We start from the raw sequence: 17,477 nt of genomic DNA, 5'->3' as shown, positions 1-17,477 counted from the left end.
ACTTGTCCGGTTTGACTCGCCATGGTCATTGTTAGCGTTGGTCGGGGTGCGAGAGTTGTTCACAAAAGTGCTTAATCAGGGTACAGGCCTGCACCAGTGAATCATCATCCAGCGCATAGGCAATACGGATATGGTTCTCCAGACCAAATGCGCTGCCCTGTACGGTGGCAACGCCGGTTTCGTCCAGCAGCGCGTTAACCACATCTTCATCCGTTGCGAGAAGAGTGCCAGCCTGCGTAGTTTTACCGATAAGACCGCGACAGCAGGCAAAGGCGTAAAAAGCGCCTTGCGGTATTATGCAATGCAACCCCGGCGCCTGGTTGATCAGCCTGACCATCAGATCGCGTCTTGCCTGAAATACCGCACGAGAGTGCCGAATGAAATTCTGCGGCCCGGTTAAGGCGGCTAGGGCGGCGTATTGAGAAATCGTGCAGGCACCCGAGGTTTGTTGCCCCTGCAGCTTTTCCATGGCTTCGATCAGCCAATGCGGCCCCGTTCCGAAGCCAATACGCCAACCGGTCATGGCATAGGCCTTGGAAACGCCGTTCATGGTCAGAATGCGATCGCGCAAACGGGGTTCAACCTGAGCAAGCGTGAAGAATTCGATATGATCGAAAATCAAATGCTCGTAAATATCATCGGACAGCACTAACACGCCCGGATGTGCGAGCAGAACTTCAGCCAGGGCCTGGAGTTCTTGTCTGTAATAAACCGCACCGGTGGGATTGGACGGCGAGTTCAAAATCAGCCAACGCGTTTTGGGTGTGATGGCTCTTTCCAACGCCTGCGGCGTGAGCTTAAAGCCGACGTCGGCATGACAAGTGACGACAATCGCTTTGCCGCCGCAAACCTGGACCATTTCGGGATAGCTGACCCAATAAGGCGCCGGAATAATCACCTCATCGCCTTCATTCAAGGTTGATGCCAACGCATTGAAAATCACCTGCTTACCGCCGTTGCACACCAGCGTATTGCACCAGTCGACCACCAGGCCGTTCTCGCGCTGGAATTTTTCGGCGATAGCTTCACGCAACGGGCGTAACCCCGCAACCTGGGTATAACGAGTAAGGCCCTCCTGGATTGCGGCAATACCGGCTTCGCGAATATGTTCCGGCGTGTCGAAATCAGGTTCACCGGCGCTAAGTGAGATAACCTTTTTCCCTGCGGCACGGCGAGCGGCCACGCGGTCCATGATTTTATAGGTCGCAGAGGGTTTTGCTGCACTGAGAAACCGGTTCAATGTCGCGCTGTTACCGCTCATTTTGCGGTTCTCCATTGAGTCAGCCCCATCAGTTCCAGCGTGCTGTCGCCATGACGTAACCTTTCCATCATCGCCGTTTCTTTCTCCATTCGCGCCAGGCCGTTCGCCAACGTCGCGCCAACGTCTGCGGCGGGAATAATAATTACGCCGTCGTCATCGGCGACCACCAGATCGCCGGCCGCCACCGGGGTGCCGCTAAAGTTAATCGGTTGTCCCACCGAGGGGGCGCTGGCTTTCAATGTTCCGCGTACTGAGATCCCCCGGGTAAATACCGGGAAGCGGTGCGCAACGATCGCGGCAATATCACGTACACCACCGTCAATGACCAAACCGACAATGCCGGCGGTTTGCGCGGCAATCGTCAGCACTTCCCCCCAATAGCCGGCGACGTATCCACCGGTCGCAACCACCAAAATACTGCCTCTAGGGGCGTTTTCTAAGGCGATATGGATAGCCAGATTATCGCCAGGGGCGCATTCAACCGGCCAGGCGGGGGCCGCAACGGTGCTACCTGCCCAAACGGGGCGAATGGCGGGATCGACGGAACTGGTCGGAATGCCCGAGGCTTCATACAGGGTGGATGAGCCGAGGCTACAGGCACTGTTCAGCTGTTCGTTGCTATAGATAACCGTGGCGGACATTATGCTTTCCTCTGTAATGAGTGGTAACCCAACGTCGCACGCGCTTGTGCCAGGGTATCGCCCTGGATAATGCGTTCTCGGATCGCGGCTTCTGTCTTTTCGATATGATGGGCAATGTCAGCCACTTCCCGTGCGCGTGCGCGAGGCACGACAACCACGCCATTAGCGTCCGCAACGATAATATCGCACGCGGCAACCCGAACGGTACCTATCGATACCGTGCCATTAACCGCCTCCACCTCGACACGATCCTTGCCCGTACGCATAAAACGGCCCGCAGTAAACAGGGGGTAATTATCGGCCAGGGCTTTGCCGACATCACGGCATACGCCGTCGATGACCGTCGCGGCAATCCCGGACATCCCGGCATATTGGGTCATGATGTCCCCCCAGACCGTACAATCTGTCCTGCCGTCGTTGTCGATAACCACCACATCGCCTTCGGCAACCTCGTCAATGAAATCGCCCACAGAGCCGGCCGGCGTCGTGGCGGGAACATATTTCACGGTATAAGCGGGTCCAACCACGACCTTTGTATAGTTCGCTAACGGCATAATGCCGAACGCCTGACCATGAATACCCAGTTTATCGAGTGCGTCCGAAACGCCGGCGGTATCGAGCCCGGCAAAAAGGGCAACCAATGACCGAACCTCTTCACGTTCGGAGGGGGAAAGGTGGCTCATAACAAAACTCCGGTAATAGGGGGGGCAACAAGGTTACTTAGGGTTAATGGCGTCGAACTCTTTATCGTGCATCACTTCGGCGACTGAACGCCCGGCACGCACGGCGTCAACCATGCCGGTCTGTCGGCGCACAATGCGTTCACCCAGCGCGAGGACCTCTTCTATCCGTGCGGCGCGAATAAAAACGGTTCCGCAACGATCGGCTATCACATAATCGTCCTGCTGTACCCTGACGCCAGCCAGGGTGACGGGAGTTCCGGCAGCCAATTGAACAACGCGGTTACGTGCGCTGATCATGGTGATCCCCCGGCCGTATACCGGATAGCCAATCGACTCGCTGCCCTCGATATCACGGCTGAGGCCATCAATCACCGAGCCTCGGATCCCTTTGGCAACGGATGCATTGGCGAGAATATCGCCCCAACAGGAAATGCCCTCTTGCCCGCCGGCGATGACCAAGATCCGATTGGCCGAGCCAATGGCATCAATCACCGGGGAAATGAGATGAACGGTCGGCTGGTTATCTGTCTTTGCACCGAGCTGAATGGTGCTGGCGCGGCCGACAATTTTTGGGCAATCCCATAATGGCCGTAGCCCATAAGTCGCACCCGGTAATTCAAGAAAATCCAGGGCATCGGAAACGGCGTTAGTGTCCAGCAACGCCAGGCGAGTAAGCAGGTGGTCATCAGTCATGCAGTAGGTTCCTCGGCAAAGTTTGGACGATAATTGCAGTGGGTTACTGATATGTAAATTACGATTAAACTATCTCCGTGATACGATTTAAGGAACAGCAAGACGATCATGGGAGGCCGGTAATGAGCGGAATCGACTTTAGGTTAATAAAACAACTTTGGCTGTTTCTGGCAGTTGCAGAAGAAGAGCACTTTGGGCGCGCCGCACAACGATTGGGAATGTCCCAACCGCCGCTGACGGAACAAATTAAAGTGTTGGAACACTCGCTGAAATTGCAGCTTTTCGATCGTTCACGACGCGGTACTCGCCTCAGCCCGGCGGGCGCTGCCTTGTTACCCGCCGTCAGGCAATTTGCCGGGCAACTTCAGCAGTTGGAAAGGGTGGTGCGCGAGGTGGCCGCCGGGCATTCCGGGGTGCTCAATATTGGCGCCATTACTTCAGCCATGCTGGAGACCATGCCGCCATTTCTCGACGAACTCCGCAAGCGCCATCCCAATCTGACGGTCTTTATCCGTGAAATAGACAGCGTAGACGCCATTCCTTACCTTGAGACTGGGGAACTGGACTTGGCCTTTGTACGACTTGAAGGTGAAATAGGCAGTGGGATTGCCACTCTGCCTTTAGCGGAAGATCGTCTCGCGGTCGCATTGCCGGCAGACCATCGGTTAGCTTCGCTTACTCGGATCAAATTCAATGCGTTAGAAGGCGAACAATGGGTTATGCCGGCGCGGCAGGTCAGCCCGGTTTACTTTGATATGTTGACATCCGCCTGTCGCACGCACGGTTTTGCCCCGCGCGTTTTGCATGAAGTCAGGTCGGTGACCTCGCAGATAGCCTATGTCAGTTGTGGGCAGGGGATTGCGTTGATCCCGGCTTCAATGCGTAAGCTGGTTCCAGAGAATGTGGTGATCCGTCCTTTGCGGGAGAAGTTAATGGTCGTGACCGCCGCGGTAGCGTGGAATACCCAACGTCACCACCCCATGGTTGATGTCGCCATTTCCTTGCTTAAAACGCATCAGGTTTCGCCCGGTGTTAAGGCCGTTTAAATATCCTTGTTTAAACGGCGCGATTGATTTATATAAAAACGCACGCGACCCAATAAAATTAAAGCAAACAATATCCGTGTCAGAAGGAATAATTAACGCCAAAGGAGAGCGAGCCGGTATTTGACTTATCCACCATTGGGCTGTCTTTAACGGTATTGGGCAGCGATTCGTAGCGCGCAGAGACAAAAGTATCCCAGCTTTTATTAATATGATAGCGCACGGCCAATTCCAGGTAAGGGGTCAAACTGTCGTCCGGGGTATAACTGGCCAACCCGCTTCGGCGCGATTCGCCAGCGTTGATGCCATAGTAATATTTATTTTGGTTTTTGCTGTCCCACCTAACGCCGGCTATCGGGGTGATTTCCCAGTCATTCAGGTGGATGGGGTACAGATAGGCCAGATCGCCCACCAGGCCGTTGCTATTGTTCAACACGTCAGCGGAAAGTGCCGTGCGAATGGCCCCCCAGGCGGCGCGATGGGTGTACTCAACGCCGGCCATTGCCGTTGAACGGCGCTTGTTCAGACGCTTCATTTGCTCATCGTCACTGTTGCCGGGTTTGAAATGCAACGGCGAATAATAACCCATCACATCCAGTTGATTCTGTTCGTCTTTCCACAGGTGATAGCCTCCTTTTAACCCGTGCAGATAAAAGTCTTCACCCTCATACCCAATGAGCGGCAGTGCGGTCAGGGTATTGTCCGTATCACGATAGGGGCTGATGCCACCTCCCGCAGCCGCGCCAAGCGACCATTCACCGGCGAACGCGCCTGAGGCATAGAAAAGAGGAAGAATCAAAAGCACGCGGCATGTCATTACGGGATAAAGGCTCATAAGGTCTACCTGAATATCAATATCCACGGAGTGTGGTACCCAGGGAATTTATAGCAACCAAGGCATAAAAAACTCATATTTCCATTTTTTTTACGCGAACTTGATTATTTTCTTACAAAGGTTCATCCCTTACCGCTGTGGCCATTTTTCGGTTGTCATTCCACAAGCGATTGGCGAAAAAGTTTAAGAGTGTCAGGTTTGTGAAAATAATGCGAAAGGACGGGGGCTTGCTTTGAATTATTTATAGGGCGAGCAGTCAGTGGGATATCTCTTTAAATGACAGTGCCGAGAATACTATGCCGATAAAAACGGATGTTCCGCATGGCCGTGGTAAAGGTTTTCCCACATTGATAAAGCCGACGCAGTATTTATGAACACTCGAGACATGCCAATCAAGATGAAGAAATCAATTGTTGCGATGCTATTCCTTAACAGCCTGTCGGCCTATGCCGCAGACGGCTTCCTGGTGAAAGATATCCACTTTGAAGGGCTCCAGCGCGTTGCGCCAGGCGCCGCTTTGCTGAGTATGCCGGTACGCGTTGGCGATACGCTGTCTGACGAAGATATCAGCAATACTATCCGCGCGTTGTTCACCACCGGGAACTTCGACGATGTGCAGGTTCTGCGTGACGATCATGTCCTGATTATTAAAGTCAAAGAGCGGCCGACGATTGCCGGTATCTCTTTCTCCGGCAATAAAACGGTGAAAGACGACATGCTAAAGCAAAACCTTGAGTCTTCGGGGGTGCGCGTGGGCGAGGCTCTAGATCGCACCAGGCTGTCTTCGATCGAGCAAGGCATGGAGGATTTTTACTACAGCGTGGGCAAATACAGCGCCCGCGTAAAAGCGGTGATCACGCCATTGCCGCGTAATCGCATCGATCTGAAGCTGGTGTTCACCGAAGGGGTGTCGGCCAAAATCCAGCAGATCAATGTGATCGGCAATCAGGCCTTCCGCACGGACGAACTGCTCGCCAACCTGCAACTGCGCGATGACGTGCCCTGGTGGAACCTGGCGAGCGATCGCAAGTACCAGAAACAGAAACTGGCCGGCGATCTTGAAACCTTGCGCAGTTTTTACCTCGATCGGGGTTATGCAAACGTCAAGATCGACTCAACCCAGGTGAGCCTGACTCCGGACAAAAAGGGCATTTATATCACCATCAACCTTACCGAAGGCAGCCAGTACTCGCTGTCCGGTACTTTGCTGAATGGCAATATGGCGGGGTATTTGCCGCAGATCGAAGCCTTGACGAATATCCAGCCGGGCGAGTTGTACAACGGCGCAAAAATCACGCGTATGGAAAATGACATCAAGCAGCTGCTGGGGCGTTACGGCTACGCTTTCCCGCAGGTAGGGATAGAGCCTGAAATCAATCAGAAAGCCAAGACAGTAAAACTGCACGTCAATGTCGATGCCGGCAAGCGTTACTCGGTGCGCAGGATCCGCTTTGAAGGTAACGGCACGTCGAAAGATTCCGTTTTACGGCGCGAGATGCGGCAAATGGAGGGGGCGTGGTTAGGTAACGATCGGGTAGAACAGGGCAAGCAACGCCTGAGTCGCACCGGCTTCTTCGAAACGGTGGAGACGGAGACCCAGCGAGTGCCGGGATCACCGGATCAGGTCGATGTTGTCTATAAGGTTAAAGAGCGCAATACGGGGTCCTTTAACTTTGGGCTCGGTTACGGCACGGATAGCGGGGCCAGTTTTCAAGTGGGCGTCAGCCAGGACAACTGGCTGGGCAGCGGGAATACCGTCAGTTTTAATGGCACCAAAAGCGACTCTCAGACCTATATCGAACTGTCGATGACTGACCCTTATTTTACGGTGGACGGCGTAAGTTTAGGCGGGAAGATCTCTTATAACGACTACGACGCGGAAGATGACGATCTCTCCGAATACACCATGAAAAGCCTGGGCATCGGCGGCAATCTTGGCTTCCCGATCGGCGAAAACAGCTCGCTTGGCCTTGGCCTCGACTATGCCAATACCCGTCTGAGCGGTATGGCACCGCAGGTGGCTATGTGGCGCTACCTCAATTCGGTCAATGTAAACCCCGGCATCACCACGCAAGACAACGATAACGATGCCCGTTTCACGGCCAATGATTTCTTTACGAGCGTGGGGTGGAATTACAACACCCTTGACCGCGGTTTCTTCCCGACAGACGGGACCAGCGCCAGCCTGAACGCCAAGATTACCGTGCCGGGGTCGACCAACAGTTACTACAAGGTGACGTTCAGCGCCAATCAGTATCTGCCCTTGAGTAGCGATAATAAATGGATAGTGATGGGGCGCACCAAAGCTGGCTATGCCGATGGTTTCGGCGGCCATGAGGTGCCGTTCTACGATAACTTTAATGCCGGCGGTTCCAGCAGCGTACGGGGTTTTTCTTCCAACAGTATCGGCCCTAAAGCGGCTTATTATCATTGCAGCGGGTCGGAGAGTGCCTACAGCGACTGCCCGGTCGACAAATCCGATGATGCCGTGGGCGGTAACGCCATGGCTATTGCCAGTACCGAGTTGATATTCCCGACGCCGTTCATTAATGACCGCTATGCCAATTCATTGCGCACTTCGCTGTTTGTCGATGCCGGTACGGTCTGGGATACCCATTGGCAGAATACCTCGCAAACGCTCGCGGCAGGGATCCCGGACTACGGTGACCCGAGCAATATCCGCGTTTCGGCCGGTATTGCATTGCAATGGCAATCGCCGTTGGGGCCGTTGTCCTTCTCCTATGCGTTCCCGATCAAAAAGTACGAAGGGGACAAGGCAGAGCAATTCCAGTTCAACATCGGTAAAACCTGGTAATCCCAAGGTAAAGCCTGCAAATTTCCTGTGGGCTTTATTTTCTGGTAATGGATTGATAATGAATAATAAAAACCAACCAACGGATGCAGGATTTTTTTGCTGACACCTTACAGCAAACCCGTACCTTTACCGTGCTCAACATCGATTAATTTCGTGATTGCTCATCATTTATTGCAGCGTAAAGGTGATTTTGTCCGCATTATTTTTCATTGTTATTCCGTTGTTATCGGAAAGGTGACTCAACTCTCTTTTTAATTGGCTGCCGAGATCTATTTTTTCATTGTTTTAGCTAAAACCTTTCAGCTAACGTTAAGGACAGCACCATGAAAAAGTTAATTACACTTTCGGCGGTTATCTCTTTGATTTCATGCGCAGTAAACGCGCAGACCATTGTATTGACCGACACGGAAAAAGGCATTGAACAAGGCAATTGGCAGACCGACAGCCAAAAGCTGAACATCACGGGGGCAGGCTTCAGCTTACAGCAACAGGTGCTGCACGGCGGAAAACAGGAAGGTTCCAAGGTGATCACCTTAAGCAGTGCCGGCCTGACGATTGCCCTGAGCCCGACTCGCGGCATGAACATTCTGAATGTGAAGGGGTCCGACGTCCGACTGGGCTGGGACTCACCGGTAACCGAGGTGGTCAACCCGGCTTACATCAATCTGGACAGCCGCAATGGCTTAGGGTGGCTGGACGGGTTTAATGAAATGATGGTGCGCTGCGGCTTTGAATGGACCGGGCACCCTGGCGTCGACAACGGCACGCTTTACACGCTGCATGGCCGCGCCGGCAACACGCCGGCCTCCAAAGTGGTGATCGAGATCGCCGAAAAAGCCCCGTACGAAGTCCGCATTCGCGGGTTGCTGAAAGAAAATACCTTCAAGAAAAGCAACCTGGAAACCTGGACCGAACTGCGCTATATCCCTGGTACACAATCGTTTTCAATCCACGATCGCGTGACTAATCGCGCCGATTACCCACGGGATTACGAAATCATTTACCACAGTAACTTCGGCAAACCGTTACTGGAAGAAGGTGCGGTATTCAGCGCCCCGATCAAGGAAATTTCGCCTTTTAACGACTACGCCAAAGCCGGCCTGAAAGACTGGGCAACTTACCAGGGCCCGACCAAAGGCTTTGATGAAATGGTGTTCAACATCCTGCCTTATGCGGATGCGCAAGGCAAAACGCTTGCCATGCTGCACAACCGGCGCGGGGATCGCGGCGTGGCGATAGGTTTTGATACCCACCAGTTGCCGCTGCTGACATTGTGGAAGAATACGGATACCGAACGCCAGGGGTACGTCACCGGCATCGAACCGGGGACCAACTATGCCTATCCGGTGAAAATCGAACGGGAGCAAGGGCGAATCAAACAGCTGCAGCCTGGCCAAAGTACCGACTTCGAGCTGACCTATACCTTGCTGAAAGATGCTGAACAGGTGAAAGTGTACCAGGACAAGATCAAGACGCTGCAGGGGAGCAATCAACCCAAACTGGTTGAGACGCCTATCGCGGTAGAATAGTCGTCAATGGGAACCGTACCGATCGCGGGCCAACTTTGTTGGCCCGTTTTGTTTTCTTGCGGCGCCGGTAATCGCTTAACGCTTGTGCCTGTCCGGGATAATCAAATCTCCGCGCAGCACGCAGGCGCCGAGCATATCCCGGGTTTTTTCCGTCAACCAACTGACGATACGCGCCGCCATGGCGTCCATGGAATATTCGATGGACGGGATCGCCGGAATGCCCGGCAAATGCAGCGAACCGGCCAGGCTAAAGACCATGATGTCGTCCGGTACGGATTTATTGAACGCCTGTAGCTGGGTAATCACTCGCTGCGCCTCCTGCTCGTCCGCCACCAGCAGCGCGTTGAAATTGAGCGTGGTGGCGTTATTGAGCAGCACCTGTACCGCAACGGAAGAGGTGGTCGAATCCATAAACACCAGGTTGCGATTGAACGGCAAAAAGTTGTTTTCCAGCGCGAGCTTATAACCCAGCAACACCTGATCGGCACAGCCGCCGGCATCCGGCTGGATCAAGGCTATTTGGCGTCTGCCCTGGCTAATCAGATAATTGCAGGCACTTTCGGCGGCGAAAGCGTGGTCGAACTGAATGCTGTTAGGCGTGTCGGCCTCAGCGCAATCGACCAGGATCACGTTGTCATGCGGGATGTTGAGCGGGAAACGGGCACCGATAATCAGCACGTCGTCGCACAACCCGCAGGTGAGTTCGTCCAGCGCGTTCATCACGCCCGCTTTGGTATTGGCGAAACGCAGCAGCAGATGCTTTTGATGCTGGCTGAGCTGTTTTTCCAGCGCATAAAGATAACCTGTGGTTTGGTTAATGTTCTCCTGCGCGCAGATAACCCCGATGCAGCCCGTCGATTGGCTAAGCAATGATTGCGCAATGACGTTGGGCCGGTAATTGAGCTCTTCCGCCGCCTGCAATACCGCGAGACGGCTGGCTTCCTTAACGCCGCGCGATCCACTCAACACCCGTGAGACTGTGGCTTTTGACACCCCAGCTAAACGTGATACATCGTTGATTGTTGACATCTTTCTCTCCTGACAGACCAAGCTGCAGCCTGTAAAAACCCATCCGGTAATGGCTCACATTATCGCCGCCAGCAGTATAACCGTTTTCCTTTTTTCATGGAAACCGATTTTCCACACCATGTCAAAACACCTCAAAACAAGACAAAAAAATGTGATGACAATCCAATAAAAATCCCTTGCAGTGGCTAGATTATGATGAGTATCACACTTCCACTCTCACCCGATGGAAAACGGTTTCCGTATGATATCCAATCACTCCCGCATTCAGGTTATTTACCCGTTGAGGAAGGTTGTCGATGTACAAAATCATGCTGTGTTGTTCCGCTGGGATGTCTACCAGCCTGCTGGTCAGGAAAATGGTGGAGGCGGCGAATGAAAGGGGGTTGCCGGTCGAGATCGACGCCTATGGGGTAGCCGAGTTCGATACGCAGTTTCCACGCTATCAGGTGGTGCTGCTGGGGCCGCAGGTAAAATATATGCTTAAAACACTGTCAGAAAAGGCTGCCGTCCAAGGCATACCCGTTCAGCCCATTGATCCGATGGACTACGGCATGCAGCGCGGTGAGAAGGTACTGGACTATGCTCTGTCGCTGATCGCAGCGGCGCACTAAAAAGGTGTTCCTATGAGTTCGTTATATCAGTCAATGATTGCCGTCATCGAGCAATCCATCACCCCGTTGGCCGGCCGCCTGGGGCAGCAGAAATATGTCATCGCCATCCGCGACGGTTTTACCGCTGCGTTGCCGTTTATGATTATTGGTTCGTTCATGCTGGTCTTCATCTTTCCGCCGTTCTCCGCCGATACCACGAACAGTTTTGCGCGTGGCTGGCTGGATTTTTCGCAGACTTACCGTGCGCAACTGATGTTGCCGTTCAACCTGAGTATGGGGGTGATGACTTTCTTTATCTCCGTGGGGATTGGCGCCAGCCTCGGGCGGCAGTTTAATCTCGATCCTGTAATGTCCGGCCTGCTGGCATTTATGGCCTTTTTGCTGGTGGCGGCCCCTTATGCAGACGGCAAAATATCCACCCAGTATCTCTCCGGGCAAGGGATTTTCACCGCTCTGATCACCGCCATTTACTCAACCCGCGTTTACGCCTGGCTCAAGCAGAACAATGTCACTATTCGGTTGCCGAAAGAGGTGCCTACCGGGGTTGCGCGTTCGTTTGAGATCCTGATCCCGGTCCTGGTGGTGATTGGTACGCTGCATCCGCTGAATCTGTTTATCGAAGCGCAAACCGGCATGATCCTGCCGCAGGCGATTATGCATCTGCTGGAACCGCTGGTGTCCGCCTCGGATTCGCTGCCTGCCATTTTGCTGTCGGTATTGCTGTGCCAGATTTTCTGGTTCGCCGGTATCCACGGTGCGCTGATCGTCACCGGCATCATGAACCCGTTCTGGATGGCGAACTTGTCGGTAAATCAGGCGGCGCTGGCGGCGGGGACGGCATTGCCACACGTTTATTTACAAGGTTTCTGGGATCACTATCTGCTGATTGGCGGCGTCGGCTCGACCTTACCGCTGGCGTTCCTGCTGTTGCGCAGCCGCGTTGCGCACCTGCGCACTATCGGCAAAATGGGCGTAGTGCCGAGCTTCTTTAACATCAATGAACCGATCCTGTTTGGTGCGCCGATCATCATGAACCCGATGTTGTTCATTCCGTTCGTCTGCGTTCCCATGGTCAACGCCGTACTGGCCTATACCGCGACACGTTTGGGATGGCTGGCGCAGGTGGTATCGCTCACGCCGTGGACCACGCCGGCACCCATCGGCGCCTCTTGGGCGGCAAACTGGGCGTTCAGCCCGGTAGTGATGTGCGTTATCTGTATGGTGATGTCCGCCCTGATGTACTTGCCGTTCCTGCGTGCCTACGAGCGCTCTTTAATGAAAACCGAAGAGCAAAAAGCGCAGAGCGGTGCACCGCTGGCCGGAACTGTCAGCAACAACTGATATTTATGGAGAAGCGAAGCATGAAATACGTATTTCCCGAAGACTTCTGGTGGGGCAGCGCCAGCTCTGCGCTGCAAACCGAAGGGGACAGCCGGCAGGGCGGTAAAAGCCCGACAATTTGGGACACCTGGTACGCCAATCAACCCTGGCGCTTTCATCAGCAGGTGGGGCCGCAGGAGACATCGACCTTTTACCGGAACTGGCGCCAGGATATCGCGCTGCTGAAACAGCTCAACCATAACAGTTTTCGTACCTCTTTGAGTTGGTCGCGGCTGATCCCGGACGGAACGGGCGAGGTGAATCCGCAAGCGGTGGCGTTTTATAACAACGTGATTGATGAGCTGCTGGCGCAGGGCATCAAGCCGTTTATTACGCTGTTCCACTTCGATATGCCGATGGCGATGCAGGAGAAGGGCGGCTGGGAAAACCGTGACGTGGTCGCGGCCTTTAGCCACTATGCGCAGGTCTGCTTTGAGCTGTTTGGCGACCGGGTGATGCATTGGTTCACCTTCAACGAGCCGATTGTGCCGGTCGAAGGCGGCTACCTGTATGATTTCCACTACCCCAACGTGGTCGACTTTAAGCGGGCGGCGACGGTGGCATACCACACGGTGCTGGCGCATGCGTCGGCGGTGCGGGCGTTTCGCGCCGGGCTTTACGCCGGAGAGGTCGGTATCGTGCTGAACCTGACGCCGTCTTACCCGCGTTCGCAAAATCCGGCGGATGTCAGTGCCGCGCACCACGCCGACCTGCTGTTTAACCGCAGTTTCCTCGATCCGGTGCTGCGTGGCGAATATCCGGCCGATCTGGTGGCATTGCTGAAAACCTGGGATCAGCTTCCGGCCTGCCAACCCGGCGATCGGGCGCTGATCGCCGAAGGAAAGATTGACCTGCTCGGTGTTAATTATTATCAGCCACGACGCGTGAAATGCCGTGACAGCGCCGTAAACCCACTGGCGCCCTTTATGCCTGAATGGTTATTCGAAAACTACGAAATGCCCGGCAGAAAAATGAACCCTTATCGCGGATGGGAAATTTACGAACCGGGTATTTATGACATTCTGACCAATTTACGCGTTAACTATGACAATCCGCGCTGTTTTATTTCCGAAAACGGCATGGGTGTGGAAAACGAACAACGCTTTACTGAAAACGGCCAAATCAACGATCGCTATCGTATTGAATTTGTCTCTGAACACCTTAAATGGCTGCATAAAGGCATTAGTGAGGGCAGCAATTGCCTCGGCTATCACATGTGGACGTTTATTGATAACTGGTCATGGTGCAACGGATATAAAAATCGCTACGGCCTGGTGCAATTGGATTTGGCCAGCCAGCAACGTACCGTCAAGAAAAGCGGAGAGTGGTTTGCCGCTACCGCCGCAGACAATGGGTTTAACGAACAGGAGACAAATGATGATTGAATTGGAAGACGCGGTCATGGAGATTATCGTCAACGCCGGCCAGTCGCGCAGCCTGTGCTTTGAGGCGCTGCGCGCCGCGCGGGAAGGCAACATCGGCGAAGCCAAAGCGCTGTTGCAGCAGGCCGATGGCTTTTCGCGCCAGGCGCATCAGATGCAAACCAAACTGATCGAACAAGATGCCGGTGAAGCCCGGCAGCCAATGACCTTAATTATGGTACACGCACAGGATCATTTAATGACGTCTTTACTGGCGCGTGAATTATCGGAAGAGATTATTCATCTTTACCAACGCTAATAACACATTATTCATTCCAATAAGGGGAAATAATCACGAAAATTATTTAACTGTTCTGTACCCATGAAAATAATAAAGAATCAGCTTGTTTTGGTGATAGCACGGTTTTTTAAAACCAGAACAGGATGGCTGTTATCTAAAAATAAACCAGCCCACACCCTATCATTAAAGCTGCCTGCAGGCGGCTTATAGGATCACGTGTGTACAATTGAGATAACCATGAAAATATATAATAAATTGCCAATAGCGCTGGCGGTAATGGCCGCGCTTTGCTCTGGATCCGTATTCGCTCAAGAATTTACGCAAGAACAAATCGATGCCATCGTGGCAAAAGCGGTAGATAAAGCCCTGGCGCAACGGCAGGCGAAAATAGATGCCGCCGTAAACAAAAAGGCCGATGTGATTACCGAGCCGCAAAGCACCGCCCAGTCACCGGATATGGCGATCCCGTTTGGCGTCAAATTTTCCGGTTACGCCCGCTATGGCGCGCAGTTCCAGGGCGGCGATCAGAAATTCGTCGGCGTTGACGGTTCCTATAACGGCGCGTCCGCGCTGGGCCGTTTGGGCAACGAAGGCAATGGCGGCGAATTCCAGCTATCTAAAGCGTTCAAAGGCGATAACGGCGCAATCTGGGATATCAATGTGATGATCGACCATTGGGGCGATGAGGTGAACCTCAAGAAAGCCTACGCCGGCGTCACCAATATTCTGGCCTCCAATCCGAATGCCTATCTGTGGGCCGGCCGCGATTTTCATCAGCGTCCGCAACAGGGCATCAACGACTATTTCTGGATGAATCACGACGGTCAGGGCGCCGGGGTAAAGAACTTTGATATCGGCGGCGTGCAGTTTGACGTCGCCGCCGTCGCTGCCGTGGAGTCTTGTGATCCGAGAGTGGCGGAAGACGAAGCCAACCCGTCGCGTATCACTTGTACCGGTGGCTCAGGCACTGGCGATAAAGGCAACTACGCGCTGACCTCAAAAATTCACGGCATGAAGGTTGGCCCGTTGGATTTGGAACTTTACGCCAACTACGGCTTTGACTCGAAAGCCGTGGAAAGCGATGACCGCCTGAAGGCCTGGCAGGGCGGCGTGGTGCTGAGCCATACCGGCGACAAAGGCGTGAATAAGGTCATCGCCCGTTACTCCAACAATGCGGATAACAGCGTCTACAACAAAACGGACGAGTTGACGGCGGTCTACGCCAGCTTCGAGGGGAACTACAAGTTTACCCAGCAGGCGCAGGTGGAATACCTGCTCGCCTTCCATGATTACTCCAACGACGCCGACGGTGCTGATAATCGCCGCAACTACGGTGCGATTGTACGGCCGATGTATTGGTGGAACGACGTGCATTCAACCTGGCTGGAGGCCGGTTACCAGCGGGTTGACTACGATCAGGGCGGCGATAACCACGGCTGGAAACTCACGCTGTCGCAGAATATTTCGATTGCGATGGGGCCGGAGTTCCGCCCTATGCTGCGCTTCTACGTCACCGGCGGTGAAGTGGATAACAAACATACCGCACGCGTGAATGGCACCGACGACGATACCCAACTGGATTCGTTCAACGTCGGCGCAATGTGGGAAGCCTGGTTCTGATAAAAGACCCGCGGGGTGGCTGCAGAGGTAGCCACCCCCGTTGCCCCGTCTATTTGTTGTCGATAAGCAGCAAGTTTCGTTGAATGAAATCGTCAATGTCTTCTTCCGCTTGTTTCAACGCTTGCGCAGAAGGCAGGGTAAAAAGATGTTCACCGTAACCAAACAGCATGGCGTCCAGTTGCCGCGCTACGCGTTGCGGGTCAACGTGGCGAAACGTTTTTTCCTCGATGCCTGATTCGATGATATGAGTCAGCACCTGATGCCACTCGGCTAAAAAAGACTGCATCAGATCCGAATAGGCTTCGTTATGTGTGGACAGCAGCCATAAGGAACCATACAGCTTCCTGGTAGGGTCCGGCGTTTCGGATATCATGCCATCAATAAATTCTTGCAGTTTCTGAGCGGCGGGTAAGGGCGCAATGAGAGTGCGAAATTCTTCCAGTTCGCGGTGCATGAAGTTTGTTAAGGCTTCAAGGCACAGGGATTGCCAGTCTTTAAAATAGTGATAAATATGACTGCGAGAGATGCCTACGTACTCGGTAAGCTCGCGGGTGGTGACTTTCTCAATGCCTTTTTCTATAAACAGTTCTACAACGCCATGCAGAATTTTGTCTCTCATCAGCTCAGACTTGCCTTTCATCTCTTTCCTCCCATTGACTTTGAGCAATCGCTCAAATAGCATGACTTTATTGTTTTGAGCAACCGCTCTAATTTTAATTTTAACAGAAACAACCACAATGAACAGTCAAAACATTACGGCACCGCCCGTGGCTGGCAGCGCGTCCAACACGTTGAAATCACTCGCAAGGCGCCATCGAAAAAAGTTGTTCTTTACCTTCCTGCTGGTGGTCGCGGAGAACGTCACGTATCTGCTGTATCCGATGCTGGCCGGCATTTCCATTAATGCCATTTTGTCGGGGCAGATGTTAAACGCGATGCTGTATGGCGTGATGATCTTATTCATGTGGTGCCTTGGCGCTGCACGCCGAAGCGTGGATACGCGTACCTTTGCCAGAATTTATGCCGCGTTGGCGGTATCTGTGGTCATGACGCAACGCAAAAACAGGCTCAACCCTTCAACCGTGGCCGCGCGCGTAGCCTTATCGAGAGAGTTCGTCGATTTCTTCGAGTTGCATTTGCCTACGCTCATCACGTCGCTGGCCGCCATGCTGGGGGCCGCGGTGATGTTGCTGGTCATTGAATTCTGGGCGGGTGTCGCTTGTCTGGTCATACTGGCCTTTCTGGCCTGTTTCCTTTCCCGTTATGCCCATAAAAACGAAGCGCTGTACAACAAGCTTAATAACCGCCTTGAAAAAGAGGTGGATTTCGTTAATAAGGCCACCGTGCTTTCTCTGGAGAGGCATTATTTGACGCTTGCCACATTGCGCATACGGCTCTCCGATCGCGAAGCGTTGGGGTATTTGTCGATTGGTGCGCTGGTTGCCCTGCTGTTTAGCCTGACCATTGCATGGATGACTCAGTCGGCGGGTATCACTGCCGGCCATATTTACTCGGTAATGACGTATATGTGGATGTTTGCCACAAGCCTTGATGACGGCCCGCAGCTATTGGAAAAATACTCAGAACTTAAAGACATTGGTAAGCGGGTGAGCACCGAGACCGGAGAGGGAGGTTAGCGCTGTTCGGTTTTTTAACTATGCATGAAGAATGTATG

The 17,477-nt window shown here is 53.4% G+C and carries 16 protein-coding genes; 9 read left to right on the top strand and 7 right to left on the bottom strand.

Annotation, left to right across the window (positions count from 1 at the left end; translation table 11 throughout):
* Positions 1–31 precede the first annotated feature (31 nt).
* From ACUTSW_RS03610 to ACUTSW_RS03595, 4 genes are read right to left on the bottom strand one after another with little or no spacing between them, the layout of a single operon-like run.
* Positions 32–1,261 carry a pyridoxal phosphate-dependent aminotransferase gene (locus ACUTSW_RS03610; protein ID WP_445583694.1) on the bottom strand — a complete coding sequence of 410 codons (1,230 nt, stop codon included), beginning with the start codon at positions 1,259–1,261 and terminating at the stop codon, positions 32–34.
* Positions 1,258–1,902 (bottom strand): RraA family protein, encoded by a 645-nt coding sequence (locus ACUTSW_RS03605; RefSeq protein WP_445583693.1) that lies wholly within the window; start codon positions 1,900–1,902, stop codon positions 1,258–1,260. Before ACUTSW_RS03605 ends, ACUTSW_RS03610 begins: the two co-directional genes overlap by 4 nt.
* Entirely contained in the window at positions 1,902–2,585 is a 684-nt protein-coding gene (locus ACUTSW_RS03600) for an RraA family protein (RefSeq protein ID WP_445583692.1), read from the bottom strand. Before ACUTSW_RS03600 ends, ACUTSW_RS03605 begins: the two co-directional genes overlap by 1 nt.
* Positions 2,586–2,618: 33 nt before the next feature.
* The gene (locus ACUTSW_RS03595; protein WP_445583691.1) at positions 2,619–3,278 is read right to left on the bottom strand and encodes an RraA family protein; all 660 of its coding nucleotides are present in this window, start codon (positions 3,276–3,278) and stop codon (positions 2,619–2,621) included.
* Between the two features lie 122 nt (positions 3,279–3,400).
* Here ACUTSW_RS03595 and ACUTSW_RS03590 point away from each other — a divergent pair, with 122 nt between their 5' ends.
* Positions 3,401–4,324 (top strand): LysR substrate-binding domain-containing protein, encoded by a 924-nt coding sequence (locus ACUTSW_RS03590; RefSeq protein WP_445583690.1) that lies wholly within the window; start codon positions 3,401–3,403, stop codon positions 4,322–4,324.
* Positions 4,325–4,403: 79 nt separating this feature from the next.
* On the opposite strand, the gene ACUTSW_RS03585 is transcribed toward ACUTSW_RS03590, so the two are convergent.
* Entirely contained in the window at positions 4,404–5,156 is a 753-nt protein-coding gene (locus tag ACUTSW_RS03585) for a MipA/OmpV family protein (protein ID WP_445583689.1), read from the bottom strand.
* 370 nt (positions 5,157–5,526) lie between these two features.
* Between ACUTSW_RS03585 and bamA the strand changes: the two genes are divergently transcribed.
* Together bamA and ACUTSW_RS03575 are read left to right on the top strand one after the other, a co-directional pair.
* Complete coding sequence (bamA, locus tag ACUTSW_RS03580; protein WP_445583688.1) at positions 5,527–7,971, top strand: outer membrane protein assembly factor BamA; 2,445 nt, start codon at positions 5,527–5,529, stop codon at positions 7,969–7,971.
* Between the two features lie 323 nt (positions 7,972–8,294).
* Complete coding sequence (locus tag ACUTSW_RS03575) at positions 8,295–9,500, top strand: aldose 1-epimerase family protein (RefSeq protein WP_013812921.1); 1,206 nt, start codon at positions 8,295–8,297, stop codon at positions 9,498–9,500.
* 75 nt (positions 9,501–9,575) lie between these two features.
* Here ACUTSW_RS03575 and ACUTSW_RS03570 read toward each other — a convergent pair whose 3' ends face one another.
* The gene (locus ACUTSW_RS03570) at positions 9,576–10,529 is read right to left on the bottom strand and encodes a LacI family DNA-binding transcriptional regulator (RefSeq protein ID WP_062870830.1); all 954 of its coding nucleotides are present in this window, start codon (positions 10,527–10,529) and stop codon (positions 9,576–9,578) included.
* 296 nt (positions 10,530–10,825) lie between these two features.
* Here ACUTSW_RS03570 and ACUTSW_RS03565 point away from each other — a divergent pair, with 296 nt between their 5' ends.
* The 5 genes from ACUTSW_RS03565 (at position 10,826) to ACUTSW_RS03545 (ending at position 15,802) form a co-directional block, all read left to right on the top strand.
* Entirely contained in the window at positions 10,826–11,140 is a 315-nt protein-coding gene (locus ACUTSW_RS03565; protein WP_004944534.1) for a PTS sugar transporter subunit IIB, read from the top strand.
* 12 nt (positions 11,141–11,152) lie between these two features.
* Complete coding sequence (locus ACUTSW_RS03560; RefSeq protein WP_062870831.1) at positions 11,153–12,481, top strand: PTS sugar transporter subunit IIC; 1,329 nt, start codon at positions 11,153–11,155, stop codon at positions 12,479–12,481.
* A 20-nt stretch (positions 12,482–12,501) separates the two neighbouring features.
* Complete coding sequence (locus ACUTSW_RS03555; RefSeq protein ID WP_445583687.1) at positions 12,502–13,905, top strand: glycoside hydrolase family 1 protein; 1,404 nt, start codon at positions 12,502–12,504, stop codon at positions 13,903–13,905.
* Entirely contained in the window at positions 13,898–14,200 is a 303-nt protein-coding gene (locus tag ACUTSW_RS03550; protein ID WP_006325362.1) for a PTS lactose/cellobiose transporter subunit IIA, read from the top strand. The genes ACUTSW_RS03555 and ACUTSW_RS03550 overlap by 8 nt, the downstream gene beginning before the upstream one ends.
* 219 nt (positions 14,201–14,419) lie before the next feature.
* Positions 14,420–15,802, top strand: coding sequence for a carbohydrate porin (locus tag ACUTSW_RS03545; protein WP_006325364.1), 1,383 nt, complete (start codon positions 14,420–14,422; stop codon positions 15,800–15,802).
* A gap of 49 nt (positions 15,803–15,851) precedes the next feature.
* On the opposite strand, the gene ACUTSW_RS03540 is transcribed toward ACUTSW_RS03545, so the two are convergent.
* Complete coding sequence (locus ACUTSW_RS03540) at positions 15,852–16,442, bottom strand: TetR/AcrR family transcriptional regulator (RefSeq protein ID WP_434463089.1); 591 nt, start codon at positions 16,440–16,442, stop codon at positions 15,852–15,854.
* Between the two features lie 97 nt (positions 16,443–16,539).
* Here ACUTSW_RS03540 and ACUTSW_RS03535 point away from each other — a divergent pair, with 97 nt between their 5' ends.
* Positions 16,540–17,439, top strand: a complete 900-nt coding sequence (locus tag ACUTSW_RS03535; protein WP_445583686.1) for an ABC transporter six-transmembrane domain-containing protein — start codon at positions 16,540–16,542, stop codon at positions 17,437–17,439.
* Positions 17,440–17,477: the final 38 nt, after the last annotated feature.

Source organism: Serratia sp. TSA_198.1, assembly GCF_052686505.1.
This window is presented reverse-complemented; position numbering and strand designations above follow the sequence as displayed.

Coding starts and splice junctions, on each gene's coding strand:
- ACUTSW_RS03605 (WP_445583693.1), bottom strand. CDS start 1,902: ATGTCCGCCACGGTTATCTATAGCAACGAACAGCTGAACAGTGCCTGT.
- ACUTSW_RS03600 (WP_445583692.1), bottom strand. CDS start 2,585: ATGAGCCACCTTTCCCCCTCCGAACGTGAAGAGGTTCGGTCATTGGTT.
- ACUTSW_RS03590 (WP_445583690.1), top strand. CDS start 3,401: ATGAGCGGAATCGACTTTAGGTTAATAAAACAACTTTGGCTGTTTCTG.
- ACUTSW_RS03565 (WP_004944534.1), top strand. CDS start 10,826: ATGTACAAAATCATGCTGTGTTGTTCCGCTGGGATGTCTACCAGCCTG.
- ACUTSW_RS03570 (WP_062870830.1), bottom strand. CDS start 10,529: ATGTCAACAATCAACGATGTATCACGTTTAGCTGGGGTGTCAAAAGCC.
- ACUTSW_RS03585 (WP_445583689.1), bottom strand. CDS start 5,156: ATGAGCCTTTATCCCGTAATGACATGCCGCGTGCTTTTGATTCTTCCT.
- ACUTSW_RS03535 (WP_445583686.1), top strand. CDS start 16,540: ATGAACAGTCAAAACATTACGGCACCGCCCGTGGCTGGCAGCGCGTCC.
- ACUTSW_RS03540 (WP_434463089.1), bottom strand. CDS start 16,442: ATGAAAGGCAAGTCTGAGCTGATGAGAGACAAAATTCTGCATGGCGTT.
- ACUTSW_RS03610 (WP_445583694.1), bottom strand. CDS start 1,261: ATGAGCGGTAACAGCGCGACATTGAACCGGTTTCTCAGTGCAGCAAAA.
- bamA (WP_445583688.1), top strand. CDS start 5,527: ATGAACACTCGAGACATGCCAATCAAGATGAAGAAATCAATTGTTGCG.
- ACUTSW_RS03560 (WP_062870831.1), top strand. CDS start 11,153: ATGAGTTCGTTATATCAGTCAATGATTGCCGTCATCGAGCAATCCATC.
- ACUTSW_RS03545 (WP_006325364.1), top strand. CDS start 14,420: ATGAAAATATATAATAAATTGCCAATAGCGCTGGCGGTAATGGCCGCG.
- ACUTSW_RS03595 (WP_445583691.1), bottom strand. CDS start 3,278: ATGACTGATGACCACCTGCTTACTCGCCTGGCGTTGCTGGACACTAAC.
- ACUTSW_RS03555 (WP_445583687.1), top strand. CDS start 12,502: ATGAAATACGTATTTCCCGAAGACTTCTGGTGGGGCAGCGCCAGCTCT.
- ACUTSW_RS03575 (WP_013812921.1), top strand. CDS start 8,295: ATGAAAAAGTTAATTACACTTTCGGCGGTTATCTCTTTGATTTCATGC.
- ACUTSW_RS03550 (WP_006325362.1), top strand. CDS start 13,898: ATGATTGAATTGGAAGACGCGGTCATGGAGATTATCGTCAACGCCGGC.